Consider the following 24,765-nt stretch of genomic DNA (forward strand, 5'->3'; position numbering starts at 1 on the left):
AAAAGGGCGCTTTCGTCGCGCCCTTTTCGGATCAGCCGTTGATCACGTCCGCGCCCTTCGGCACGGTGAACTTGAAGGTATCGCTCTTGATCGGCGGGTTCTTCTGGATATTCGAGAACGTGAGCAACGTGACGTTGCCGAACACGTCGTGCAATTCCATCGCTTGCAGATTGCCGTCCCTGAAGCCGATGCCGACCGTCTCGAACTGCGTGTCCTTCGCCTTGGGCGTGAGTTCCAGCCAGTCGATGCCGCCCTTCTCGCCCGCATCGCGCAGGTTGAAGTTCTTCTCAAGATCGTTGCTGCCGAAGAGGATCGCCGCCGGACTCGCGCCGAGCGCGCCGCCGAGCGTGCGCACGGTGACTTGGTTCAAATCTTTGTCGTAGACGTAGAGCTTGTCGCCGTCGGCCTGCAGGATCTGCGCATACGGCTTCTGATACGACCAGATGAACTTGCCGGGCCGCGCGAACATGAAGGTGCCGCTGGAGGTCTGGCCTTTGGTCGGCATGGCGTTCGAGGTCGCGCCGTTGTTGGTCTTGCCGGGCGCCTTGATTTCCTGCTGCGTAAAGTCGCCGCGCGCCGCGTGAACTTGCGACACGAACGCCTTCAATTGCTCCGTGCCGCTCGCGAATGCATGCGATGCGAACAGCATCGTCGCCGAAAAGATCGCCGCACCGAATGCCCTGGTGAGCGGGTTCCCCGTAAATTGCTTCATCGTTATGTTCTCCATTTGGACGCGCGCGCGTCACTCCGCGTCGCGCGCCGGCGTCAGGATTTCGCGGTTGCCGTTCGACGACATCGCCGACACGAGCCCCGAGTTTTCCATCTGTTCGAGCAGACGCGCCGCGCGGTTGTAGCCGATGCGCAAATGCCGCTGCACGAGCGAGATCGACGCGCGCCGGTTCTTGATGACGACCTCGACCGCCTGATCGTATAAAGGATCGGACTCGCCGTCGGCGCCGCCGGTTCCGCCCGCGCCCGCCGAGCCTTCGTCGCCGTCGCCGGCCAGGCCGCCTTCGAGAATGCCCTCGATATAGTTCGGCTCGCCGTGCTCCTTCAATTTGTCGACCACGCGATGCACTTCCTCGTCCGACACGAACGCGCCGTGCACGCGCACGGGCAGCCCGGAGCCGGGCGGCAGATAGAGCATGTCGCCCATGCCGAGCAGCGATTCGGCGCCTTGCTGGTCGAGAATCGTGCGCGAATCGATCTTCGACGACACCTGGAACGCCATACGCGTCGGCACGTTCGCCTTGATGAGGCCGGTGATCACGTCGACCGAAGGCCGCTGCGTCGCGAGGATCAAATGGATGCCCGCCGCGCGTGCCTTCTGCGCGATCCGCGCGATCAGCTCTTCGACTTTCTTGCCGACGACCATCATCAGGTCGGCGAGCTCGTCGATCACGACGACGATGTTCGGCAGGCGCGTGAGCGGCTCCGGATCGTCGGGTGTGAGGCTGAACGGATTCGGAATCTTTTCGTCGCGCTTCTTCGCTTCATCGATCTTCGTGTTGAAGCTCGCGAGATTGCGCACGCCCATCTTGCTCATCAGCTTGTAGCGGCGCTCCATCTCGGCGACCGCCCAGTTGAGCGCGTGGCCGGCCTGCCGCATGTCCGTCACCACCGGACACAGCAAATGAGGAATGCCTTCGTAGACGCTCATTTCGAGCATCTTCGGGTCGATGAGAATCAGGCGCACCTGATCCGCGCTCGCCTTGTAGAGCAGCGAAAGGATCATTGCGTTGATGCCGACCGACTTGCCCGAGCCCGTCGTGCCCGCGACCAGCAAGTGCGGCATCTTCGCGAGATCCGCGCAGACCGGATTGCCGCCGATGTCCTTGCCGAGGCCCATCGTGAGCGGCGACGCGCCGTTCGCATAGACCTCGGAGCCGAGAATCTCGGAGAGCTTGACCGTCTGACGGCGCTGGTTCGGCAATTCGAGCGCCATGTAGTTCTTGCCCGGAATCGTCTCGACGACGCGAATCGACACGAGCGACAGCGAGCGCGCGAGATCCTTGCCGAGACCGACGATCTGGCTGCCCTTCACGCCCGTCGCGGGCTCGATTTCATAGCGCGTGACGACCGGCCCCGGATACGCGGCGATCACGCTCACCTCGACGCCGAAGTCCTTCAACTTCTTTTCGATGAGTCGCGACGTGTATTCGAGCGTATCGGCGGCGATGGTTTCCTGGACCTTCGGCGGCGCATCGAGCAAGGCGAGCGGCGGCAACGTGGAATCGCCCGGCAGGTCCTTGAAGAGCGGCACCTGCTTTTCTTTCTCGGCGCGTTCGGAACGCGCGGGCGCGGGCGCCGCGGGCACGATCATCACCGGTTCGTGATCCTCGCTCTTCTCGCGCGAACGCACGACCTTGTCTTCGCGCTTGACCGCGGCCGCTTCGCCGAGCTTGCGGTCGCGTCCCGCTTCGCGGCGCAGTTGCGCGCCGGTGATCGCGTTGAGAATGCCGTCGCCGAGCTTCTCGCACACGGACAGCCACGAGAAACGGAAATAGAGCGACAGGCCGATCGCGAGCGCGATCAAGAAGAACAGGGTCGCGCCCGTGAAGCCGAGCGCATGCGAAACATGCCGCGCGACGACATCGCCGACGACGCCGCCCGGCGCACGCGGCAACTGCACCTTGAGCGACCACATGCGCAGCGCCTCGATGCCGTCGCTCGCGAGCAGCACGAGCACGAACGCGAACGCTTCGGCAAGCCAGGTGCGGTCGCGCGGCGCGTCTTCATCGACGGCGGGCGGCTGCGTCGTGTGCTGAATGAGACGCCGGTAGTTCGCGACGATGCGCCGCGCGAGCAGCACGACCAGCCAGTAGGAAGACAGCCCGAAGACGAGCAGCAGGATATCGGACGTGTACGCGCCGACGCGCCCCGCCCAGTTCCCGATGTGATCGACGCTCACCGCGTGGGTCCAGCTCGGATCCTTGCGGCTGTACGAAAGGAGCGCCATCACGAGGAACAGTCCGAGCGCGACCTGGAGAATCCAGCGAATTTCGGTGAAGAGCCGCGACATGCGGTGCGGCAACGCCTGCGGGCTCGCGGAATAGGTAGCTTTGGCCATTGATTCGGTGTCGCTTTGTGTCGCTTTTTTGCGGCTCACGCCTCTACGCAAGGACCGCATGGAACGGTGGCCTATTGTAAACGCTGCGTTGCGGTGAAAGGCGCAAAACGGACGCGTTCTTGCAACCTGTAACACTCGTCACGAGCAAGTCATGCGGCGGTCCTCGCTGTCCACGGCTATCAAACCGATTGAAAGGTTCACTCGGGAAGGCTTTTCCAGCGGCCTTTATAATCCCCTTTTTGCACCTAAATTTGGATCATCGGGAGCGTCGCGCGCATTCTCCGGCCACGAGCGGCGTCGATATTGCTGCATTGCAGGCCACGCGTACTTCCGAGCCGACCATCAATAACGGACCATCATCATGTCTTCGCCCAAACACGCCAAAGTGCTGATTCTCGGTTCCGGCCCCGCCGGCTACTCCGCCGCCGTGTACGCCGCGCGCGCGAACCTGTCGCCGCTGCTCATCACCGGCCTCGCGCAAGGCGGCCAGTTGATGACCACCACGGACGTCGAGAACTGGCCGGCGGACCCGTCGGGCGTGCAGGGCCCGGAACTGATGCAGCGTTTCGAAGAGCACGCTCGCCGCTTCAACACCGAGATCGTGTTCGATCACATCCACACGGCGAAGCTCAACGAGCGCCCCTTCCGGCTGATCGGCGATTCGGGCGAGTACACCTGCGATTCGCTCGTCATCGCGACGGGCGCATCGGCGCAATATCTCGGCGTGCCGTCGGAAGAAGCGTTCATGGGCAAGGGCGTGTCGGCTTGCGCGACCTGCGACGGCTTCTTCTATCGCAACGGTGAAGTCGCGGTGATCGGCGGCGGCAATACGGCCGTCGAGGAAGCGATCTATCTCGCGGGCATCGCGAAGAAAGTGACGGTCGTGCATCGCCGCGACAAGTTCCGCGCCGAGCCTATCCTCATCGACCGCCTGCTCGCGAAGGAAAAGGAAGGCATCGTCGATATCAAGTGGAATCACGTGCTCGACGAAGTGACGGGCGACAATTCCGGCGTCACCGGCCTGCGCATCAAGGATACGCAGTCGGGCAAGACCACGGACATCGCGCTGCAGGGCGTGTTCGTCGCGATCGGCCACAAGCCGAACACCGATCTCTTCGTCAACCAGTTGGAGATGAAGAACGGCTACATCATCACGAAGGGCGGCACCACCGGCGACGCCACCGCGACGAGCATCCCCGGCGTGTTCGCGGCGGGCGACGTGCAGGATCACGTGTATCGCCAGGCGATCACGAGCGCGGGCACGGGCTGCATGGCCGCGCTCGACGCGCAGCGCTATCTCGAGACCATCGACGAAACGCCGACGCCGCATTCGATGAGCCACGAAGCGGATCGCTGATCGGGCGTCCATCCGGGCGCGGGCGAGCGCGGCGAACCGCTAGAATGGAGTTCGTCCGCTTCTGGCGCGTCCGATAGCGCCGACTCGCGATAAAAACGGGCCACGGTTCACGCCGTCGGCCCGTTTTCGATTCGAGGCGCGCCTCGCGTCGAGCCTGATTCCTGTCGATTTCCGCTGGCCGAACGATGCCGAAGAACCTCCCTCACCCGAACGAACCGAAAGTCCGGCGCAGAGAAGCGGCGCGGCCGGCCACGCCCGCGCCGGCCCGGCCAGTCGATGCGCGCGACGTCGCTGCCGCCGTGAAGCGCGACGGGCTGTCGGGCCTTTCCACGCTCAAGCGCGCACTGAAAGCCGACGCCGAGAAGCGCGAAGTGCAACGCGTCGCGGCGGCGCGCGCCGAACGCGAAGTCGTCGCCGATGCCGACGAGTTCCGTCGCGCGATCGGCGAAGTCGAACCGCTCAGGACGCCGCCGCGCACGACCGTCACACGCGTGCCGCCTCCGCCGGTGCCGCTGCAAAGCCGTCGCGACGAAGAGGCCGTGCTGCAGGAAGCGCTCTCCGACGAATACGATCCCGAAAGCCTGCTCGACATCGACGAAACGCTGTCCTTCTACCGGCCTGGCATCAGCCAGGAAGTCGTGAGGAAGCTCAGGCGCGGCGCGTGGATCGTGCAGGCGCAGCTCGATCTGCACGGCATGCGCCGCGAAGAAGCGCGCGAGGCGCTCGCGGAGTTCATCCGCGAATCGGTGAAGCGCGGGCTGCGGTGCCTGCGCGTGATTCACGGCAAGGGGCTCGGCTCCATCGGCAAGGAGCCTGTGCTCAAGGGCAAGGTGCGCGCGTGGCTCGTGCAGAAGTCGGAAGTGATCGCGTTTTGTCAGGCGCGCCCGCACGATGGCGGCGCGGGCGCGGTGCTCGTGCTGCTGCAGCCGGGCGGCGCGGCGCGCCATCACAACCATCCGCAGGACAAGAGTCTCGGCAGGAATCGCGATCCGGGGCCGGACAGTGCATCCTAGACTCACCCTCGCCATTACCATCATGGAGGCGCTCGCGATTTTCGCGTACGCCTTCTCCGGGCTCATCGAAGCGCGCAAGCGCAGGCTCGATGCGGTCGGCGCGTTTCTCGTCGCGCTCGTCACCGCGTTCGGCGGCGGCACGGTGCGCGACGTGCTGCTCTCGCGCCGGCCGTTCTACTGGGTCGAGCATCAGGACTACGTGCTCCTTATCTTCGCGATGGCGATCTTCGCGCCCATCTTCCTGCGCGTCACGTCGCGCCTTTTCGACCAGCGCGCGCTGCTCATCACCGACGCGATCGGGCTCGGCCTTTTCAGCGTGTCCGGCACCTCGATCGCGCTCGATGCGCAGATGCCCGCCTTCACCGCGACGATGATGGGCGTCATCACCGGCGTGTTCGGCGGCGTGCTGCGCGACGTGCTCTGCAACGAGATTCCGCTGATCCTGCGCGACTCGCGCCCCTACGCGGTGTGCGCGTTCGCCGGCTGCTGGATCTATCTCGGGCTGGAGCGGCTCGACGTCGACACGATCTACAACGTGCTGATTTCGACGGCGTTCATCCTGATCGCACGGCTCATCACCTTCAAGTTCGATATCCGTCTGCCGCACTAGGTCCATCACCGGCACGCGCGCGAAACGGGCGGGAAAACGCGTCCATTTGCTACAATCGCATAGTTTTCAGCCCCGCATCCGGCCGCGATGCAGCCCGCTCCGGTCGCCATCACGCACATAGAACATGAACATCGAGCAAGCGCGTTTCAACATGATCGAGCAACAGATTCGTCCGTGGGAAGTGCTGGACCAGGACGTGCTGAACCTGCTCGCGATCGTCAAGCGCGAGAACTTCGTTCCCGCCGCGTACCGCAACATCGCTTTCGCGGACCTCGAAATTCCGCTGCCCGGCGGCGAGCGCATGCTCTCGCCCAAGGTCGAGGCGCGCATCCTGCAGGAGCTCGCGGTTCACAAAGGCGAGACCGTGCTGGAAATCGGCAGCGGCTCGGGCTACATGGCGGCGCTGCTCGCGCATCGCGGCCGCAGCGTGACGACGGTCGAAATCTCGCCCGAACTCGCCGGTTTCGCGAAGCAGAACCTCGCCGCGAATGGCGTGACGAACGTTGACGTGATCACCGGCGACGGCGCGCTCGGCTGGGATCAGGGCGCGCCTTACGACGTGATCTGCGTGTCGGGCGGGCTGCCGGTCATGCCGCAGGAATTTCTCGAGCAACTGAAGATCGGCGGACGCATTGCCGCGTTCGTCGGCGCGGCGCCGGTCATGAAGGCGCAGATCATCACGCGCGTCGACGAAAAGCAGTTTCGCGTGTCGGACGTGTTCGAAACGCTCGTCGCGCCGCTGAAGAACGCGGTGCATCCGTCGCTGTTCAAGTTCTAAGCTGAAAGCGCGATGCCGGTTGCGCCCGGCCTCGCGCGTCTTGTCAGGATCTTCATGCAAAACCTCACCGCACCCGAACTCGCCGCGTGGCTCGCGGATGCCTCGCGCCCCGCTCCCGTTCTGCTCGACGTGCGCGAGCCGTGGGAAATCCAGACGGCGAAGATGGATAACATCGTGACGATTCCGATGCGCGACATTCCCGCGCGCAGCGAAGAGCTCGACGACGAAGCGCAGATCGTCTGCATCTGCCACCACGGCGCGCGCAGCGCGCAGGTCGCGATGTTCCTGGAATCGCGCGGCTTCACGAAGACGTTCAACCTGTACGGCGGCATCGACGCATGGTCGCGTCAGGTCGATCCGTCGGTTCCCACGTACTGATCGCTTTTCGGGCCGCACATCGCGCGCGGCCCGCACGCTTTTCTCATCCCTCGCTCGACCACAGCGCCGTGCCGCGCGCCGAGAATATGACGAGATATCCGTTCGGCAGGATAGTCGCATAGGCGCCCGGATTGCCCGACGTGTGCGTCTGCCAGACCATCGCGCCGTTGCTGTCGTACATCACCAGGTTGCCGTCCTCCTGCATGCGGACTTCGACGCCCGGCGTGCCGCTCACGCGCGATGACCAGATCGTCTGGCCATTCCTCACGGCGACGAGATAACCGTCGCCCTGCAAGCTCGCTTGCACATTTGCGCCGCACGCCGCAACTGATCCGCCGACGCCAAAGCCCTCGCCCATCGCGATACGTCCGCACGCCGTCGGCGCGTTGACCGGCGGCAGCGCGGCGAACCAGGACAGATCGACGGCATTGGCGATCGCCAACATGCCGGCATCGTCCGGATGCAGATCGTCGCCGCTGTTGTAGGCGCGCGCGTACGCGGTGGAATCGGTCGAGCCCCACGGATTGCCCAGCGCCGCGGCCTGATCGAGCACGGCGTCGCAGCCGCTTTCCTTGGTGCGCAGGTAGGCATTCACCGTCTGACGCGTGTTCTCGATTTCGGGCGTCCACTCGTCCAGGCCCTGAAAGGGTGTGAGCGTCGAACAGATCAGGCCCACTTTCGCGGCGCTCGTTTGCTGGACGAGTTGCTGATACGCGCCGATGAGCTGCTGCGCGCTCGGTGGATTGCCGCTGATGAGATTGTTCACCGCATCGTCGGAGACGATCACCCACTTCACGTTGGGCTGCCCGAGCACGTCGCGGGCAAAGCGCTTCAGTCCGGCCTGGCCCGAACCGTCCGTGAAGAAATCGTTTCCGCTGATGCCCTGATTCAGCACGCCGACCGTCATGCCCGAGCGGATCAGCCGCTCCGCGAGCCGGTTCGGCCAGCGCCGGTTCGTGTTGGGTGTCGATGAAACCCCGTCCGTGATCGACGCGCCGAACGTGACCACCGCGCCCGTCGCCGCGGCGTTCATCACATCGACATTGGTGAGGAAATAGTACGACTGCTCGCCCGTCGCGTTCACGACGCCGCCCGCGAACGCCGGGTCCGCGCTCACGTCGCCCGGCGCGATCCAGTTGTCCTGCAAGCCCTCGATATGTCCGGTCGCCCCGGGCTGCGTCTGCGACGGAATATGGAAGCTCACGGCGATATCGGCGAGTGCGGGCACCTGAAACGGGATGGCGTCAGTCTGCACCGTGCCGCCCGCCGGAATCGTCACGTAGGGCTGGCCGTTGAAGGTCGCGGCGCGATCGGTGCCGGCGATCGTCCGCGCCCCGCCCGCCCGCCGCGCGATATGCACGTCGCCGAGCGTGACCGGCTGCGAGCCGAACAGATTGGAAAACGTCAGGCGCGCCGCCGTGCCGCCGATGCTCGTATGCACGACGTGGCGAATCGTCTGGTTGTTGAAGCCGGGATCCGCCGTGACATCAGGCGCGGCCGACCACGTTCCGGTCCACGGTGCGCTCGTGATGACCCCCTGCGCGAAGTAATGCGATGTATCGGGCCATGAAAGAAAAACGACGAGCGCCAGGCCGACGAGCTTGTGTAACCCTCCTTTCACGTTCGCCTCCCTGTTCTTCGAATTGGTGGAAGCAAACTAGACCACGTCGGGCGCGTCGCCGTTGTGCGCTAACGTACAGACAACCTCAAACGCCGTTTCCGTGGACAAAAAACAGAAAGCCGCATGAAAGTTTCTCTCATGCGGCTTTTGCAGACGTTCGACGATTCGCGGATCAGACGACGTTCATCGCAAGCGCGCTCGCACGATAATGCTCCGCGGCCTTTTCGGTGTCGCCGAGTTGCTCGTGCAGACGCGCGAGCGCGCGATGCGTGCGGATCTTGAGCGGTTCGTTGTCGGCGAGTTTCAGCGCCGATTCGAGGAACGCCTGCGCCTTGCCCCACAACTGCTGATGCAGACACAGCCGCCCGAGCGTGAAGAGCAGATCGGCGTCTTCGGTGCGTTCCTTCTGCCACGCTTCGGCGCGCTGGATCAGCGGGAACGCGTCGCCGCCGACGATGCAATCCGGATAGCGCCGCAAGAGCCGCGCGTCCCAGTTGTGCGCGAGCGCATCCTCGACGATCTTCTTCGCCTCCGCGCGGCGATCGAGCGCGATCAGCAACTCCGCGGCGAGATCGGCGAGACGCGGCGACTGGCGCTCGGTCACCGAAAGCGACTGCCACAGTTCGAGCAGCGCGTCGGGATTGTGCCGCCGGTCGCGCAGCAGGTTTTCCGCCGCCACCTGGCGCAGCCGCACCGCAACCGCCGGATGCAGCGCCTCGCGTTTTTCCAGCATGCGCACGAGCTTCAGCACTTCGCCCCAGTTCTTCAACTGCTGCTGCGCGCGCAGCGCGATCTGCTGCGCGTGGATGCGCCGTCCGCCCTGCGCCTGCATTTCTGTGAGCGCGACGAGCGCGCCGTCGGCGTCGCGGCCATCGGCGCGCATGTCGGCGGTCGCCATCAGGCGCGCGTCCTGCCAGTCCGTGCCGGAAACCTGCGCGAGCCATTCGTCGCGGCGCGCGTATTCGTGCAGACGATGCGCCGCGTTGGCGCCGATGAGCCCGGCCGCGCCCTTGTTCGCGTCGACGGAAAGCGCATCGCGCGCGGCCTTCTCGGCCTTCGAGAAGCGCCCGGCGTAGAGATGCCCGACCGCATCGCGCAGCGACGCATTCGCCTTCGCGAGCTTGCTGCGCGTGCGATACGCAGCGACGCGCGACGGCATCTTCCACACGCCGCGCACCGCGCGGATGACCGCGTAGAGCACGATGAACAGCACGACGAGCGCCACCGCGAACAGGTTGAGCGACATGTCGACCCGATACGGCGGAATCACGAGCAGGATCTGCCCGCCGTTGAAACCCCCGACCGTCGCGACGATCACCGCTACCGCGAACAGCAGCGCGAGCCAGATCAGTCCACGAATCGTCATCATCCGCCTCGCTTGAACTGATGGACGGCGGCGAGGCTGGCGTTCAGGTTCGGCACGGCGACGGCGAGCGACGCCTGATCGACCTGCTTCACGAGATCGCGCACGGCCTGCACCTTCCTGGACGATGCATCGAAGTAGCGCGCGAGCGCGGCATCGGCGGCGTGCAGATCGGACTTGAGCGTAGGCTCGCTGCGCGACAGGAGCGACAGACGCGCGGACAGCAAACGCAGCTTCACGTTCTCGCGCACGAAATAACCCTGATCGGGCGACGTGAGCATCGCGTCGGCGTTATCGATGCGCCGCACCGACACGAGGCTCGACAACTGCTGGCCGATGCCGTTGGTGATCTGATGCCACAGCACCTTCCAGCGCGGCTCGCCGGTCGCCGCGGCGATCGACGCGCTGTTGGCCGGCTCGGCCGTCTGCGCGCGGGCGCGTGCGATCGGCGCTTCGCCCGACAGCGGCAACTGGTCGATCTGGTCGATGGCGGTATCGAGCTTGATCGCGAGACCGGTGAGATCGGTGGTGGGCGTGGCCTTCAGCTTGTCGATGTCCTGCGCGATCGCCTTGCGGATCGCGACGACCTGCGGGCCGGTGCTCGCGGCAAGCCGCGTGTCGGCGCTTTGCAGCGCGAAGAGCGCGAGCTGCACGTTGCCGGTCAGTTGCAGTTGCTGGCTCGCGCTCGACAGAATCTGCTCGACTTCGGCGATAGTCCAGTCGTCGCGATTGCTCGCGAGATCCTGATATTGCTGCTGCAACGCCTGACTGTGCGTTTCGGCATCGGTGAGCTTGCCTTGCAACTGGATGATCTGCGTATTCAGCGCGGTGGTCGCGCTCGCGGCCTGATCGGCTTTCGCGCGCAGATCGGCGTTCTGCTCGTCGGACTGGGCGAGGCGTTGCGACAGTTGCGCGTCGGCGCGGTCGAACTTGCGATTCAGGACGAACGCGCCCGCCCCCGCCGCCACCGCCAGAATGACGATGACGAACCACAACAACACGATGCCCGCGCCGCCGCGGCGCTTCTGCTGCTCGAAAGGCGTGAAAGGCGTGTTCGGCGGCAAGGGCGGTGTCACGTTCGGCTGAGGTGAAGCTTTTTTGGAATCGTTCGAATCAGTCATGCGTGATTGAGCCGTTTGGTGGGCCGGCGCGGTGGCCGGATGGGCGTCCGTCGGCGCGGATGAGGAATGGTTCGAGCTCGATGCGCTCGCTGCAGCGCTCGCGTATGCGTGGGCCTCCGGATCGCGTGAGTTGCGTTGTGGCTCCGCCTGCGCGGCTGCTGCGGCGGTGTCGGGCGGGAACAGCACTTCCAGCGAGTGTGCGATGCGTTCGTCGCCCGCGCCGGACACCGTAATCCTATCAAAACCCGCTCCCCGCGCGGCTTCGGCGATACGCGGGTGCGGGCAGACGACCGGCGTGCGTTTGAGCAGCACGATTTCGTCGGCGGTGAGGTGCTCGTGCGCGAGCTCGTCGAGATTGCGCACGCCTTCGGAACTCGTCAGCAGCCACGCGTGCGGCTTTCCCGCGAGCAGTTCGTGGATGCGCTCCCACTTCTGCATCGACGGCTCCGGCAGCACACGTCGATACGCGGCGGCTTTCTCGACCCGCGCGCCCGCCTCGGCGAGCCGTTCGGCGAGCCATTCGCGGCCGCCGTCGCCGCGCACGATCAGCACGCGCTTGCCTTCGAGACCGTTCGTGCCGAAATGCGCTTCGATCGCGGTGTAGAGCGCTTCCGAGTCGAAGCGGGGATCGGCGTCTTCCGTCGATGGACTGATCACGCGATGCGCGGGCGCGTGCACGCCCTGCCGCGCGAGCGCCGCGACCGATCCCGGACCCACGACCGCGACGGGAAGATCGGCGGGCCACGGCGCGCCGAGCCGGCCGAACGCATGATCGATCGCATTCGGCGACACGAACACCACCAGCGCGTAACGCCCCGGTGCGTCGGGCGGCAGAAAGAACTCGTCGAGCGCGGCGCGCAACGGTGCATCGTCGGCGACGGTCGCGATATCGATCAGCGGGAATTCCAGCGTGTCGAAGCCGGCGTTCGTGAGGAGCGCGAGCAACGCGGACGACTGTCCGCCCGGACGCGTGACGATGACGGTGGCGCGGCGCTCGCTCGCCATCAGGACTTCGGCCCCGAGGGCGCGGCGTTGGGGGCATCGGCGCGGCTCGTCGTGGTGAGCGCGTTGACGATATCCATTGCGCCCTGTGCTTCGAGATCCGACGACACGCGCTTGCCGAGCGCGAGCGCGCCGGCGAGATCGGGCGAACGCACGGTTTCTTCGGCGCGCAGCACACGCTTGCCGTTAGGCATCGCCACCGCGCCGCGCAGATGCAGCGCGCCGTCGCGCCACACGGCATGCGCCGCGAGCGGCACTTCGCAACTGCCGCCGAGCGCACGCGACACGGCGCGTTCCGCCTCGACCGCGAGCGCGGTGTGTTCGTCGTGCAAGGGCGCGAGCCACGCGGCGAGATCGGCGCGATCCGCGCGCATCTCGATGCCGAGCGCGCCCTGCCCCGCCGCCGGCAGGCTCTCCGTCGGATCGAGCAGCGCACGGATGCGCGCTTCGAGACCGAGCCGCTTCAATCCGGCGGCCGCGAGAATGATCGCCGCGTATTCGCCGCGATCGAGCTTGGCAAGACGCGTGTCGAGATTGCCGCGCAGCGGACGCACTTCGAGCGCGGGAAAGCGCGCGCGGATCATCGCTTCGCGGCGCAGACTCGACGTGCCGACGATACTTCCCGCAGGCAACGCTTCCAGCGATTCGTAGTGCGGCGACACGAAGGCGTCGCGCGGATCTTCACGCTCCAGAATGGCGCCGAGCGCGAAGCCTTCGGGCAGTTCCATTGGCACGTCTTTCAGCGAATGCACGGCGAGATCGGCGCGGCCTTCGGCGAGCGCGGCTTCGAGCTCCTTCACGAAGAGACCCTTGCCGCCGACCTTCGACAACGTGCGATCAAGAATCTGATCGCCACGCGTCGTCATTCCGAGGATTTTTATGTCACAAGATGGATATAATTTGTGCAGCGCACACCGCACATGCTCGGCCTGCCACATCGCAAGCCGGCTTTCCCGCGAAGCGATGGTGATGCTCGCGGGCGGTGTCGTTGAATGCGTCTCGGAATTCATTGATGCTCGATCGAATGACGGGATGGATGAATAGACATTAGCGAACAATGGTAGCACGCACGCCAAGGTCCACTGACACATGGGCAGCGCGCGAGAGCCTTGTCCGATGCGCCTTTCGGGGCGTCCGTGGCGCGTTTGTATCCGGGTGAACGACGGCGCAGGCCGCTTCGCGCGCGATGACCGCTTCGGGGCCCGCTAAACGCCGCGGCATGCTGTCGCCGGTTTGACGCACGGCCGTTCGCACGGCCTGCGGTTTCCTGTCCGATGCGGCGCCCGTCCGGGTTGCATCACGTCGATGTGGTCCCTGGCTTCGCAGCTTCTGAGAGGAACCCAACGTGACGTCTTCTGGATCGGCTCGCCCGGCGCGCCGCAACGCCGCATTGCCCAAGTCTTCCTCCTCCGACGCGCCGCGCCCGGCGTCGTCGCCCATCGTCACGAAGGCCGCCACGGCGGCGAAGGCATCGAAAGCGGCGATCGCGCCGAAACCGAGGCCGGGCATCAAGGCCGCGGCCAAACGCGTCGCGACCAAAGCGAAAGCGCCGCGCGCCAACGGCGCGGCCGCCGCGAAACCCGCGAGCCGCACGCGCGACGACAAGGACCGCCCGCTCTTCGAGGACATCCGCTTCCTTGGCCGTCTGCTCGGCGAAGTGCTGCGCGAGCAGGAAGGCGACGCCGTGTTCGACGTGGTGGAAGCCATTCGTCAGACGGCCGTGAAGTTCCGCCGCGAAGACGACAGCGAAGCCGCGCAGACGCTGGAGAAGAAGCTGCGCGCGCTGTCGCCGGAGCAGACGGTGTCGGTCGTGCGTGCGTTCAGCTACTTTTCGCATCTGGCGAATATCGCGGAAGACCGGCATCACAATCGCCGCCGCCGCATCCACGCGCTCGCTGGCTCCGTGTCGCAGCCTGGCACGATCGCTTATGCCATCGAACGGATGCGCGAGCACAAGAACATCAGCGCGACGCGCAAGCTGCTGGACAAGTTTTTCGGCGATGCGCTGATCGTGCCCGTGCTCACCGCGCACCCGACCGAAGTCTCGCGCAAGAGCATTCTCGATGCTCAGCACGACATCGCGCGCCTGCTCGCCGAGCGCGATCAGGAACTGACCGTCCGCGAACGCGCCCAGAACGAAGCCGTGCTGCGCGCGCGGGTGACGTCGCTGTGGCAGACGCGCATGCTGCGCGAAACACGGCTCTCCGTCACCGACGAAATCGACAACGCGCTGTCCTACTATCGCGCGACCTTCCTCGCGGAGATTCCCGCGCTCTATGCCGATATCGAAGGCGCGCTCGCCGAGCACGGCCTGCCCGTGCGCCTGCCGCCGTTCTTCCAGATGGGAAGCTGGATCGGCGGCGACCGTGACGGCAATCCGTTCGTCACCGGCGAAACGCTCGAAACCGCGATCACCCGTCAGGCGATCGTGATCTTCGAACACTATCTGGAAGAGACGCACAAGCTCGGCGCGGAACTGTCCGTGTCGAATCTGCTCGCCGGTTCCAGCGATGCGTTGAAGGCGCTCGCCGATGCCTCGCCGGATCAGTCGCCGCATCGCACGGACGAGCCGTATCGGCGCGCGCTCATCGGCATGTACACGCGGCTTGCGGCGAGTGCTCGCGTGCGGCTCGGCGAAGGCGTCGTCGCGGTGCGCAGCGCGGGCGCCGGCCAGCCGCAGATTCGCGCGAAGCCCTACGCGGACGCTTCCGAATTCGTGCGCGACCTGCACGTGCTGATCGATTCGCTCGCGGAGCATCACGGTGCGTCGATGTCGACGCTGCGGCTGTCGCCGCTCGCGCGCGCCGCCGAAGTGTTCGGCTTCCATCTCGCGAGCATCGACTTGCGGCAAAGCTCGGATATTCACGAAGCGGTCGTGACCGAGTTGCTCGCGCGTGCGGGCGTCGTCGCGGATTACGCGTCGCTGTCCGAAGAGCACAAGCGCGACGTGCTGCTGAAGGAACTGGCGCAACCGCGTCCGCTGCGTCTTCCTTACGCGCAGTATTCCGATCTCGCGAAGAGCGAGCTCGGCGTGCTCGAAGCCGCGCGCGAGACGCGTCAGAAGTTCGGCGCGCGCGCGGTGCGCAACTACATCATCTCGCACACGGAAACCGTCAGCGACCTGCTGGAAGTGATGCTGCTGCAGAAGGAAACCGGCGTGCTGCAAGGCTATCTGGGCGCCAAAGACGATTCACCGCGCGACGGCCTGATGGTGATTCCGCTCTTCGAAACTATCGCCGACTTGCGCAATGCGCCGGTCATCATGGGCGAGTTCTTCGCGCTGCCGGGCATCGACAAGCTGATCGAAAATCAGGGCAACGAGCAGGAAGTGATGCTCGGCTATTCGGACAGCAACAAGGACGGCGGCTTCCTCACGTCGAACTGGGAGCTGTATCGCGCGGAACTGGCGCTGGTTACGCTCTTCAAGGAACGCGGCACGACCTTGCGACTGTTTCACGGCCGTGGCGGCACGGTCGGACGCGGCGGCGGCCCGACCTATCAGGCGATTCTGTCGCAGCCGCCCGGCACTGTCGACGGGCAAATCCGTCTGACCGAGCAAGGCGAAGTGATCGCGAGCAAGTTCGCGAACGCGGAGATCGGGCGGCGCAATCTGGAGACGGTGGTCGCGGCGACGCTCGAAGCATCGCTGCTGCCGCACGAGAATGCGCCCGCGCAGTTGCCGCAATTCGAAGCGACGATGCAGACGCTCTCCGATTCCGCGATGGCCGCATACCGTGCGCTCGTCTACGAGACGCCCGGCTTCACCGACTATTTTTTCCTGTCGACGCCGATTTCGGAAATCGCGGAACTGAATATCGGCAGCCGGCCGGCGTCGCGCAAGCTGCAGGACCCGAAGCAGCGCAAGATCGAGGATTTGCGCGCGATTCCGTGGGGCTTCTCGTGGGGGCAATGCCGTTTGTTGCTGACGGGCTGGTACGGCTTCGGCAGCGCGGTGACGGCGTATCTCGACAAGTCCGGCTCCGACGATGAACGCGCGAAGCGGCTGGCTACGCTGCGCAAGATGCACAAGACGTGGCCGTTCTTCAAGAACCTGCTGTCGAACATGGACATGGTGCTCGCGAAGACCGATCTCGCGGTGGCGTCGCGTTATGCGCAGCTCGTCACGGACAGGAAGCTGCGCAAGACCGTGTTCGACAAGATCGTCGCGGAGCATCAGCGCACGTCGGACGTGCTCGCCGAGATCACCGGGAAGAGCGATCGTCTCGCGGATAATCCGCTGCTCGCGCGGTCGATCAAGAACCGTTTTCCGTATCTCGATCCGCTCAACCATTTGCAGGTCGAACTGTTGAAGCGCCACCGCGCGGGAGATCAGAACGTGCGCTTGCGGCGCGGGATTCATTTGACGATCAACGGGATTGCGGCGGGGTTGCGGAATACGGGGTGATGGTAGGGGTGTGGCGGGGTTTTCGCCGGATCCCGTTGGCGTGTCGGTCTATTAGCACTGCCCCTCCCCGGGGCGGGGGTCACTTTCTTTGCTGCTGCAAAGAAAGTAACCAAAGAAAGCAGCTTTTCACCGCCCGCGGTCACACGCAGTTTGGTCATGCTTGCCAGCCGCTGGCGGCACTCGCCTAAGTGTCGCCCTCACAGACCTAACCGGGCTTGGATCGCGCACGGTCTGCCGCCCGAGAGGTTTCAGCGCGCTGGTTCAGCACCAAACAGCTTCGGCACAGCGCTACGCGCTGCCGTTGGGTATGCGAGGGAAACCGTCGAGAAGAGCGCGGTCAGACCCGATTGACCCATCGGCCGCGAAGCGGGCTGGAGCTATTTGGTGCTGAACCAGTTTGTTCTGTAGTGCGATGTGTCAGACCGTGCGCGAGCCAAGCCCGATTGGGCCTTCGAGGGCGACACTTAGGCGAGTGCCATCGCGGGCTGGCAAGCATGGCCAAACTGCGTGTGACCGCGGGCCTGAACGAGCTGCTTTCTTTGGTTACTTTCTTTGCAGCAGCAAAGAAAGTGACCCCCGCCCCGGGGAGGGGCAGTGCTAATAGACCACCGCGAAACCGGGCCATCCATAGAAGCCCAACACCCATCACCCCCTCCGATTCCCCTCGATCATCACCGCATCCAGCTCGAACGAGCAATCGTCCTTCACCCCGAAGTACTGGCGCACCTCATCGGGCGCACCGTTCCACATCGACCTGATCGCCACCACGCGCTCGGCCGGCGTGCGCATCCGCGACACCCACGACTCGAATTCCAGCGGAATGCGCCAGCGCTCAGTCACCTGCGCGTCGAAACCGGCGGCATCGAGCATCGCGATCCACTCATCGGCGCGATAGTCGCGGATGTGCGACGCATCGCGCAGAAGTTCGATCGCCTGAATATGCGTGTCGTAGAGCGGATCGTCGATACCCGCGATATCGATGAACCTGAGCCGTCCGCCCGGCTTCAGCACGCGATGCGCTTCCCTCAACGCGGCCGGCACGTCGCGCCAGTGATGCGCGCTCATGCGGCTCACGGCCCAGTTGAACGTGCCGTCCGCGAACGGCAGCATTTCGGCGGCGCCCTGCTGCGTCCGGATCGTCGTCAGGCCGCGCTCCTTCGCGGCGGCATCGACCGTCGCGAGCATCTGCGGCGCGATGTCGTACGCGACGACCTCCCGCACATGCGGCGCAATCGCGAAGCTCGCGTGCCCCGCGCCGCAGCCCATGTCCAGCACGATCGCGTTGCCGCATGTGGCCGCGAAAGTCGCGGCGAGGCTCTGAAGATCGGCGCCGCTCGCGTGGGCGGCGCTCGTGAGATAGGCGGCGGCAGTGCTGCCGAATGCGTCTGCGACCTGGTCGTGGTGTTTCATCGCGCTCTCCGGTTCGATGTGGGGAAGGTCTGCCCGCTACAATAGAGTCCACGTTGTACCAGTACAAGTTGTGCAGATATTCTGGTATAGAAACCACCTGTCGACGTTTGAATGCCCCTCACCGACAAAACCGAACCCCTCGCCGAAACGCCCGCGCATGCGCTCGGCGAATTCATCCGCGCACATCGCGAACGGCTCTCGCCGCAGGCAGTCGGTCTCGCGGCCGGTCCGCGCCGCCGCACGCCCGGCCTGCGCCGCGAGGAAGTCGCGCAACTGTGCGGCGTGAGCCCGACCTGGTACACATGGATCGAACAGGGCCGTCCCGTGTCCGCTTCCGCCGATGCGCTCGCGCGCATCGCCGTCGCGCTGCAGCTGTCGCGCGCCGAACGCGCGTATCTGTTCGAACTCGCCGCCCAGCGCGATCCCGCCGAGCCCGATCCCGCCAGCCAGGACGCGCCCGCCGCGCTGCTGCAAACGGTCGCGCTGATCGGCGCACCGGCCTACGTGCTCGACCGTCAGTGGAACGCGCTGCGCTGGAACGAGCATGCATCGGCGTTGTTTGTCGGCTGGCTCGATGGGGAGCATGACCGCAACCTGCTGACCTACACGTTCACATCGCCGGCGGCGCGCGCGTTGATCGTCGATTGGGAAACGCGCGCGCGCCGTCTCGCCGCCGAATTCCGCGCCGATTCGATCCGCCATTTGAACGACGCACCGACCCGCACGCTCATCGACGATCTGAGCGCCGCGAGCGCCGCCTTCGCGCGATTCTGGGCGTCGCAGGACGTGTTCGAGCGCGAAGGCGGCGAACGCGCGTTCAATCATCCGTCGCGCGGGCCTCTCGTGTTCAACCAGATCACGTTCAAGCCGGCGCATCGGGAAGATCTGAAGCTCGTGATCCTCGTCGGGTCCGACTAGTGCCGAATGTTAAAATTTTCGTCTTCCCGAAGTCGAATCGAAGCCAAACCCTCCGTTGAGAAAATCACCATGACGTCCCAACTCCACAAAAAAGGCGAAGCCTGGTCGGCTCGCTTCTCCGAGCCGATGTCGGAGCTCGTCAAGCGCTATACGTCGTCGGTGTTCTTCGACAACCGGCTCGCGCTCGTCGACATTCAGGGCTCGCTCGCGCACGCGTCGATGCTCGCGGCGCAGAAGATCATCGGCGCCGACGATCTCGCCGCCATCGAGCGCGGCATGGCGCAGATCAAGGGTGAAATCGAGCGCGGCGAGTTCGAGTGGAAGCTGGATCTGGAAGACGTGCACCTGAACATCGAAGCGCGGCTGACGGCGCTGATCGGCGATGCCGGCAAGCGCCTGCATACCGGCCGCTCGCGCAACGACCAGGTCGCCACCGATATCCGCCTGTGGCTGCGCGGCGAGATCGACCGTATCGGCGGCCTGCTTACGGATCTGCGTCTCGCGCTCATCGACATGGCCGAGAAGCATGCCGACACCATCATGCCGGGCTTCACGCATCTGCAGGTGGCCCAGCCGGTGACGTTCGGTCATCACCTTCTCGCGTACGTCGAGATGTTTTCGCGCGACGCCGAGCGCATGCGCGATCTGCGTAAGCGTGTGAACCGTCTGCCGCTGGGCGCGGCGGCGCTCGCCGGCACGAGCTATCCGATCGATCGTCACGCGGTCGCGAAGACGCTCGGCTTCGACGGCATCTGCGCGAATTCGCTCGATGCAGTGTCCGACCGCGATTTCGCGATCGAATTCACGGCGGCGGCCGCGCTCGTCATGACGCACGTGTCGCGCTTCTCCGAGGAACTCGTGCTGTGGATGAGCCCGCGCGTCGGCTTCATCGATCTGGCGGACCGTTTCTGCACGGGTTCGTCGATCATGCCGCAGAAGAAGAATCCCGACGTGCCCGAACTGGCGCGCGGCAAGACCGGACGCGTGAACGGCCATCTCATGGCGCTGCTCACGCTGATGAAAGGCCAGCCGCTCGCGTACAACAAGGACAATCAGGAAGACAAGGAACCGCTGTTCGATACCGTCGATACGGTCGCGGACACGCTGCGCATCTTCGCGGAAATGGCGGCGGGCATCACGGTCAAGCCGCAAGCGATGCGCGCGGCGGCGCTGCAAGGCTTCTCGACCGCCACCGATCTCGCGGACTATCTCGTGAAGCGCGGCCTGCCCTTCCGCGACGCGCACGAGGCGGTCGCGCATGCGGTGCGCATTTGCGTGGATCGCGAGTGCGATATCGCCGATTTGTCGCTCGACGAGATGCGCCGCGAACTGCCGAACGTCGCGCATCTGATCGGCGAGGACGTGTTCGAGTATCTGACGCTCGAGGGCTCGGTCGCGAGCCGCAATCACCCCGGCGGCACCGCGCCGGATCAGGTGCGCGCGGCGGCAAAGGCGGCGCGCGAATCGCTTTGATCGTGCCGCCTGCCACGTTTGCCTCGTGACATCGAAGGCCGTTCGCATGGACGGCCTTTTTCTTTTCCGGACGCGTCGCCATGTCTCTGCGCGACGGCCGGTATTTTCGGGATAATCGGATGTTGCTCACTCGCGCTCATCGAAACGCTCCGTCATGATCATCCGCCCCAAGCTCAACTGGTTTCGACTGCTGTTCGTGTGGCACGGCTCCGTGCTGCCGCAACTGCTGCCGCGCCTTGGGCTGATCTTCGCGCTGTCGGTGGCGGCGATTTTCATGCACGACCACATGCGCCATTATCCGATCGGCCTCGGCACGCCGCCGTTCGCACTCGTGGGTATCGCGCTAGCCGTGTTTCTCGGGTTTCGCAATGGCGCCAGTTACGAGCGCTGGTGGGAAGGCCGCAAATTGTGGGGGACGTTGCTCAACACATCGCGCGCACTGGCGCAGCAGGTGCTGTCGCTGCCGGAGCCGCGGGACCGTGCTCAGTCGCGCCGTTTCCTCGCGGCGCTCGGCGCACTGGCGCACGCGCTTCGGCATCAGTTGCGCGGCACCGATGCGCTCTCTGACCTGGCTCCGCGATTGCCATCCGATTTGCACGCGCGCGTTGCGGCCGCGAAGTACCGGCCCGCGCTGATTCTGCTCTGGCTCGGCGAATGGGTCGCCGAGCGCAGGCGCGAAGGCGTGCTCGACGGCTATGCGATGCTCGCGATTCAGCACAATCTGAACGCGCTTTCCGATGTGATCGGCGGATGCGAGCGCATCGCGACCACGCCGCTGCCGTTTTCGTACTCGGTGATGATCCATCGCACGATCTACCTCTTCTGCGTGATGCTGCCGTTCGGGCTCGTCGATGGCGCCGGCGTGCTCACGCCGCTGTTCGCGCTGCTGGTGGCGTATGCGTTCATGGCGCTGGAAGCGATCGCCGCGCAGATCGAAGATCCGTTTGGCCTCGAAGAGAACGACCTCGCGCTGAACGCGATGTGCGAGAGCATCGAGATCGCGCTGCACGACATGGCCGCGGATGCCGGGTTTCCGATGCCGCCGGCTGCCGGCCCGACCTTGCCGCGAAAGTTCGTGATCGATTAACGAGTCGTTGGGTTGGCGCGTTGAATCTCAACCCTATACTTGGCAATCCAGATTAAACGCGCGAAGAATCCGATTTATTGCAAGCATTTATCTCCACCCACGACACAGACAATTTCACAATCCGGTCAGCCACGGCCAAACGACTTCATTCATAATCGTGCCGACTCACCCTGGAGAAATTGTTTTGAAACTGTTCTACAAAGCAGGCGCCTGTTCCCTCGCATCGCATATCGCTCTCGAAGAATCCGGACTGGCTTACGAAATCGAAGCCGTCGACCTCAAGACCAAGCTCACCGCGAGCGGCGCGGATTTCAACAAGATCAACGCGAAGGGTTACGTCCCCGCGCTCCTGCTCGACAACGGCGAACTGCTGACCGAAGGCCCCGCGATCATGCAGTACATCGCCGATCAGGTGCCGGCGAAGCATCTCGCGCCGCTCAATGACGGCATGGCGCGTTATCGCCTGCAAAGCTGGCTGACGTTCATCGGCACGGAACTGCACAAGAACTTCTCGCCGTTCTTCAATCCGGCCGCGAGCAGCGACTCGAAAGCGGCCGCGATGGCCAATCTCGAACGCCGTCTCGCCTACGTCGCGCAGCAAATCGACGACAAGCAGTTCCTGCTCGGCAACGAATTCAGCATCGGCGATGCTTATCTCTTCACCGTGCTCGGCTGGGCGAAGTACATCGATCTCGACCTCGGCAAGTGGCCGGCGCTCGTCGCGTATCAGGAGCGCGTCGGCGCGCGTCCGGGCGTGCACGCGGCGATGAAGGCGGAAGGCCTGATCTGAACGATCGGCGTTCCTGCAATGACAAACGGCCCTTTGCAGGGCCGTTTGTTTTTGCAGCAGCGGATCAGTTGATCATCAATTGCGCACGCAATCGACGAAATACTCGATACGCCCGTTGATCATCTCGCCGACGAGCCCGTGGATATCCGTGTGGAAACCCGGAAAGCGCTCGTTGAACTCGCGTGCGAAACGCAGATAATCCACGATCGTGCGATTGAAACGCTCGCCCGGAATCAGCAACGGAATGCCCGGCGGATACGGCGTGAGCAGGATCGACGTGACGCGGCCTTCGAGTTCGTCGATCGGCACACGGTCGATCTCGCGGTGCGCGAGCTTCGCAAACGCTTCGGACGGTTTCATCGCCGGCTCCATGCTCGACAGATACATCTCCGTCGTCAGACGCGCGATGTTGTTCGCGCGATAGACGCTGTGGATCTGCCCGCACAGATCCCGCAGGCCGATGCGCTCGTACGACGGATGCTGCGCGACGAATTCCGGCAGCACGCGCCACAGCGGCTGGTTGTTGTCGTAGTCGTCCTTGAACTGCTGAAGCTCGGTGACCATCGAGTTCCAGCGGCCCTTCGTGATGCCGATCGTGAACATGATGAAGAACGAATACAGCCCGGTCTTCTCCACGATGATGCCGTGCTCCGCCAGATATTTCGTCACGATCGCGGCCGGAATGCCGGACTCGCCGAATTCGCCGTCCACGTCGAGTCCCGGCGTGATGATCGTCGCCTTGATCGGGTCGAGCATGTTGAAGTTTTCGGCGAGCGCGCCGAAGCCGTGCCAGCGGTCGTTCGGCTTCAGCATCCAGTCCTCGCGGTCGCCGATGCCCTCTTCCGCCAGCGCGTCCGGGCCCCACACCTTGAAGAACCAGTCGTCGCCGTATTCGGCATCGACCTTGCGCATCGCGCGGCGGAAATCGAGCGCCTCGGCGATCGATTCCTCCACGAGCGCCTCGCCGCCCGGCGCTTCCATCATCGCGGCCGCGACGTCGCACGACGCGATGATCGCGTATTGCGGCGACGTCGACGTGTGCATCAGATACGCCTCGTTGAAACGATGCCGGTCGAACGCGCTGTTCTCGCTGTCCTGCACGAGAATCTGCGACGCCTGCGAAATGCCGGCGAGCAGCTTGTGCGTGGAGTGCGTCGCGAACACGAGCGCGCCCGTGCGCGGACGGCCCGCGCCGATCGCGTGCATGTCCTGATAGAACGAGTGAAACTCGGCGTGCGGCAGCCAGGCTTCATCGAAATGCAGCGTGTCGAGCATGTCGCCGAGCAGGTCCTTGATCATCTCGACGTTGTAGATCACGCCGTCATACGTGCTCTGTGTGATCGTCAGAATGCGCGGCTTCACCTTCGGATTCTTCGCGAGCGCCTCGCGCGCGAACGGATTCGCCTCGATCTTCTTGCGGATGTTCTCCGGCTTGAACTCGTCGCGCGGAATCGGCCCGATGATGCCGAAGTTGTTGCGCGTCGGCGTGAGGAACACGGGAATCGCGCCGGTCATCGTAATGGCGTGCAGGATCGACTTGTGGCAGTTGCGGTCCACGAGGACGATATCGCCCGGCGCGACGGTCGCGTGCCACACGATCTTGTTCGACGTGGACGTGCCATTGGTCACGAAAAAGAGATGATCCGCGCCGAAGATGCGCGCCGCGTTGCGCTCCGACGCCGCAACCGGACCGGTGTGATCGAGCAGCTGGCCGAGTTCCTCGACCGCGTTGCAGACGTCCGCGCGCAGCATGTTCTCGCCGAAGAACTGGTGAAACATCTGCCCCAGCGGATTTTTCAGGAACGCGACGCCGCCCGAATGCCCCGGGCAGTGCCACGAATAGGAACCCTCGTCCGCGTACTGCACCAGTTCCTTGAAGAACGGCGGCGCGAGCGCATCGAGATATACCTTCGCCTCGCGGATCACGTGCCGCGCGACGAACTCCGGCGTGTCCTCGAACATGTGGATGAAGCCGTGCAGCTCGCGCAGGATGTCGTTCGGCAAGTGGCGCGAAGTGCGCGTTTCGCCGTACAGGAAGATGGGGATGTCCGCGTTGCGGCGGCGCACGGCGTTGATGAACGCACGCAGCGCGACGATCGCCGACGCCAGCTCCGGCGTGTCGCCTTCCACGACGACATTGTCGGCGTAGGGCAGCAGCTCGTCGTCATCGATTGACAAGATGAAGCACGACGCGCGGCTCGACTGCTGCGCGAACGCGGCGAGATCGCCATAGCTCGTCAGGCCGAGGACTTCGACGCCTTCTTTCTCGATCGCCTCGGCGAGCGCCCGAATGCCGGAACCCGAGATGTTCTCGGAGCGAAAGTCTTCGTCGATGATGACGACGGGAAAGCGGAACTTCATGAGGCGAT

General features: G+C 64.7%; 18 protein-coding genes. 10 read left to right on the forward strand and 8 right to left on the reverse strand.

What is annotated here, in order from left to right:
* Positions 1–31: 31 nt before the first annotated feature.
* Both lolA and IAG25_RS25065 read right to left on the reverse strand, forming a co-directional pair.
* Positions 32–712 carry an outer membrane lipoprotein chaperone LolA gene (lolA, locus tag IAG25_RS25060; protein ID WP_035505451.1) on the reverse strand — a complete coding sequence of 227 codons (681 nt, stop codon included), beginning with the start codon at positions 710–712 and terminating at the stop codon, positions 32–34.
* 30 nt (positions 713–742) lie between these two features.
* The gene (locus IAG25_RS25065; protein ID WP_187607253.1) at positions 743–3,070 is read right to left on the reverse strand and encodes a DNA translocase FtsK; all 2,328 of its coding nucleotides are present in this window, start codon (positions 3,068–3,070) and stop codon (positions 743–745) included.
* Between the two features lie 361 nt (positions 3,071–3,431).
* On the opposite strand from IAG25_RS25065, the gene trxB reads away from it, so the two are divergent.
* The 5 genes from trxB (at position 3,432) to IAG25_RS25090 (ending at position 7,206) form a co-directional block, all read left to right on the forward strand.
* Positions 3,432–4,427: a thioredoxin-disulfide reductase gene (trxB, locus tag IAG25_RS25070; RefSeq protein ID WP_035505263.1), complete on the forward strand. Its 996-nt coding sequence runs from the start codon at positions 3,432–3,434 to the stop codon at positions 4,425–4,427.
* 185 nt (positions 4,428–4,612) lie between these two features.
* Entirely contained in the window at positions 4,613–5,440 is an 828-nt protein-coding gene (locus IAG25_RS25075; RefSeq protein WP_187607254.1) for a Smr/MutS family protein, read from the forward strand.
* Positions 5,441–5,462: 22 nt separating this feature from the next.
* Complete coding sequence (locus IAG25_RS25080) at positions 5,463–6,050, forward strand: trimeric intracellular cation channel family protein (RefSeq protein WP_187607386.1); 588 nt, start codon at positions 5,463–5,465, stop codon at positions 6,048–6,050.
* Positions 6,051–6,174: 124 nt separating this feature from the next.
* Positions 6,175–6,828 (forward strand): protein-L-isoaspartate O-methyltransferase family protein, encoded by a 654-nt coding sequence (locus IAG25_RS25085; protein WP_187607255.1) that lies wholly within the window; start codon positions 6,175–6,177, stop codon positions 6,826–6,828.
* Positions 6,829–6,882: 54 nt separating this feature from the next.
* Positions 6,883–7,206, forward strand: coding sequence for a rhodanese-like domain-containing protein (locus tag IAG25_RS25090; RefSeq protein WP_035505448.1), 324 nt, complete (start codon positions 6,883–6,885; stop codon positions 7,204–7,206).
* Positions 7,207–7,249: 43 nt separating this feature from the next.
* Here IAG25_RS25090 and IAG25_RS25095 read toward each other — a convergent pair whose 3' ends face one another.
* From IAG25_RS25095 to hemC, 4 genes are all read right to left on the reverse strand, one after another.
* Positions 7,250–8,827, reverse strand: coding sequence for a GDSL-type esterase/lipase family protein (locus IAG25_RS25095; RefSeq protein ID WP_187607256.1), 1,578 nt, complete (start codon positions 8,825–8,827; stop codon positions 7,250–7,252).
* A 172-nt stretch (positions 8,828–8,999) separates the two neighbouring features.
* Positions 9,000–10,193 carry a heme biosynthesis protein HemY gene (locus IAG25_RS25100; protein WP_187607387.1) on the reverse strand — a complete coding sequence of 398 codons (1,194 nt, stop codon included), beginning with the start codon at positions 10,191–10,193 and terminating at the stop codon, positions 9,000–9,002.
* Positions 10,193–12,316 (reverse strand): fused uroporphyrinogen-III synthase HemD/membrane protein HemX, encoded by a 2,124-nt coding sequence (gene hemDX, locus IAG25_RS25105; RefSeq protein ID WP_187607257.1) that lies wholly within the window; start codon positions 12,314–12,316, stop codon positions 10,193–10,195. Before hemDX ends, IAG25_RS25100 begins: the two co-directional genes overlap by 1 nt.
* A complete protein-coding gene (gene hemC / locus IAG25_RS25110) occupies positions 12,316–13,323 on the reverse strand; it encodes a hydroxymethylbilane synthase (protein ID WP_187607258.1) in 1,008 nt (335 codons plus the stop codon). Before hemC ends, hemDX begins: the two co-directional genes overlap by 1 nt.
* A gap of 335 nt (positions 13,324–13,658) precedes the next feature.
* Here hemC and ppc point away from each other — a divergent pair, with 335 nt between their 5' ends.
* Entirely contained in the window at positions 13,659–16,718 is a 3,060-nt protein-coding gene (ppc, locus tag IAG25_RS25115) for a phosphoenolpyruvate carboxylase (RefSeq protein WP_187607259.1), read from the forward strand.
* Between the two features lie 645 nt (positions 16,719–17,363).
* On the opposite strand, the gene IAG25_RS25120 is transcribed toward ppc, so the two are convergent.
* Positions 17,364–18,128: a class I SAM-dependent methyltransferase gene (locus IAG25_RS25120; RefSeq protein WP_187607260.1), complete on the reverse strand. Its 765-nt coding sequence runs from the start codon at positions 18,126–18,128 to the stop codon at positions 17,364–17,366.
* Positions 18,129–18,239: 111 nt separating this feature from the next.
* On the opposite strand from IAG25_RS25120, the gene IAG25_RS25125 reads away from it, so the two are divergent.
* The 4 genes from IAG25_RS25125 to gstA all read left to right on the forward strand — a co-directional run bounded on the left by IAG25_RS25125 (position 18,240) and on the right by gstA (position 22,396).
* Entirely contained in the window at positions 18,240–19,046 is an 807-nt protein-coding gene (locus IAG25_RS25125) for a helix-turn-helix transcriptional regulator (protein WP_187607261.1), read from the forward strand.
* A gap of 69 nt (positions 19,047–19,115) precedes the next feature.
* Entirely contained in the window at positions 19,116–20,519 is a 1,404-nt protein-coding gene (gene argH, locus IAG25_RS25130; protein ID WP_035508320.1) for an argininosuccinate lyase, read from the forward strand.
* A gap of 154 nt (positions 20,520–20,673) precedes the next feature.
* Positions 20,674–21,606, forward strand: a complete 933-nt coding sequence (locus IAG25_RS25135) for a bestrophin family protein (protein ID WP_187607262.1) — start codon at positions 20,674–20,676, stop codon at positions 21,604–21,606.
* Between the two features lie 184 nt (positions 21,607–21,790).
* Positions 21,791–22,396: a glutathione transferase GstA gene (gene gstA, locus IAG25_RS25140; protein WP_187607263.1), complete on the forward strand. Its 606-nt coding sequence runs from the start codon at positions 21,791–21,793 to the stop codon at positions 22,394–22,396.
* Between the two features lie 75 nt (positions 22,397–22,471).
* Here the strand turns inward: gstA and IAG25_RS25145 are convergent, their stop codons facing one another.
* Positions 22,472–24,757, reverse strand: coding sequence for an arginine/lysine/ornithine decarboxylase (locus tag IAG25_RS25145; RefSeq protein WP_035508355.1), 2,286 nt, complete (start codon positions 24,755–24,757; stop codon positions 22,472–22,474).
* Between the last annotated feature and the right edge of the window lie 8 nt (positions 24,758–24,765).

The organism is Caballeronia sp. EK (assembly GCF_014384845.1).
GTDB classification, from domain to species: Bacteria; Pseudomonadota; Gammaproteobacteria; order Burkholderiales; family Burkholderiaceae; genus Caballeronia; species Caballeronia jiangsuensis.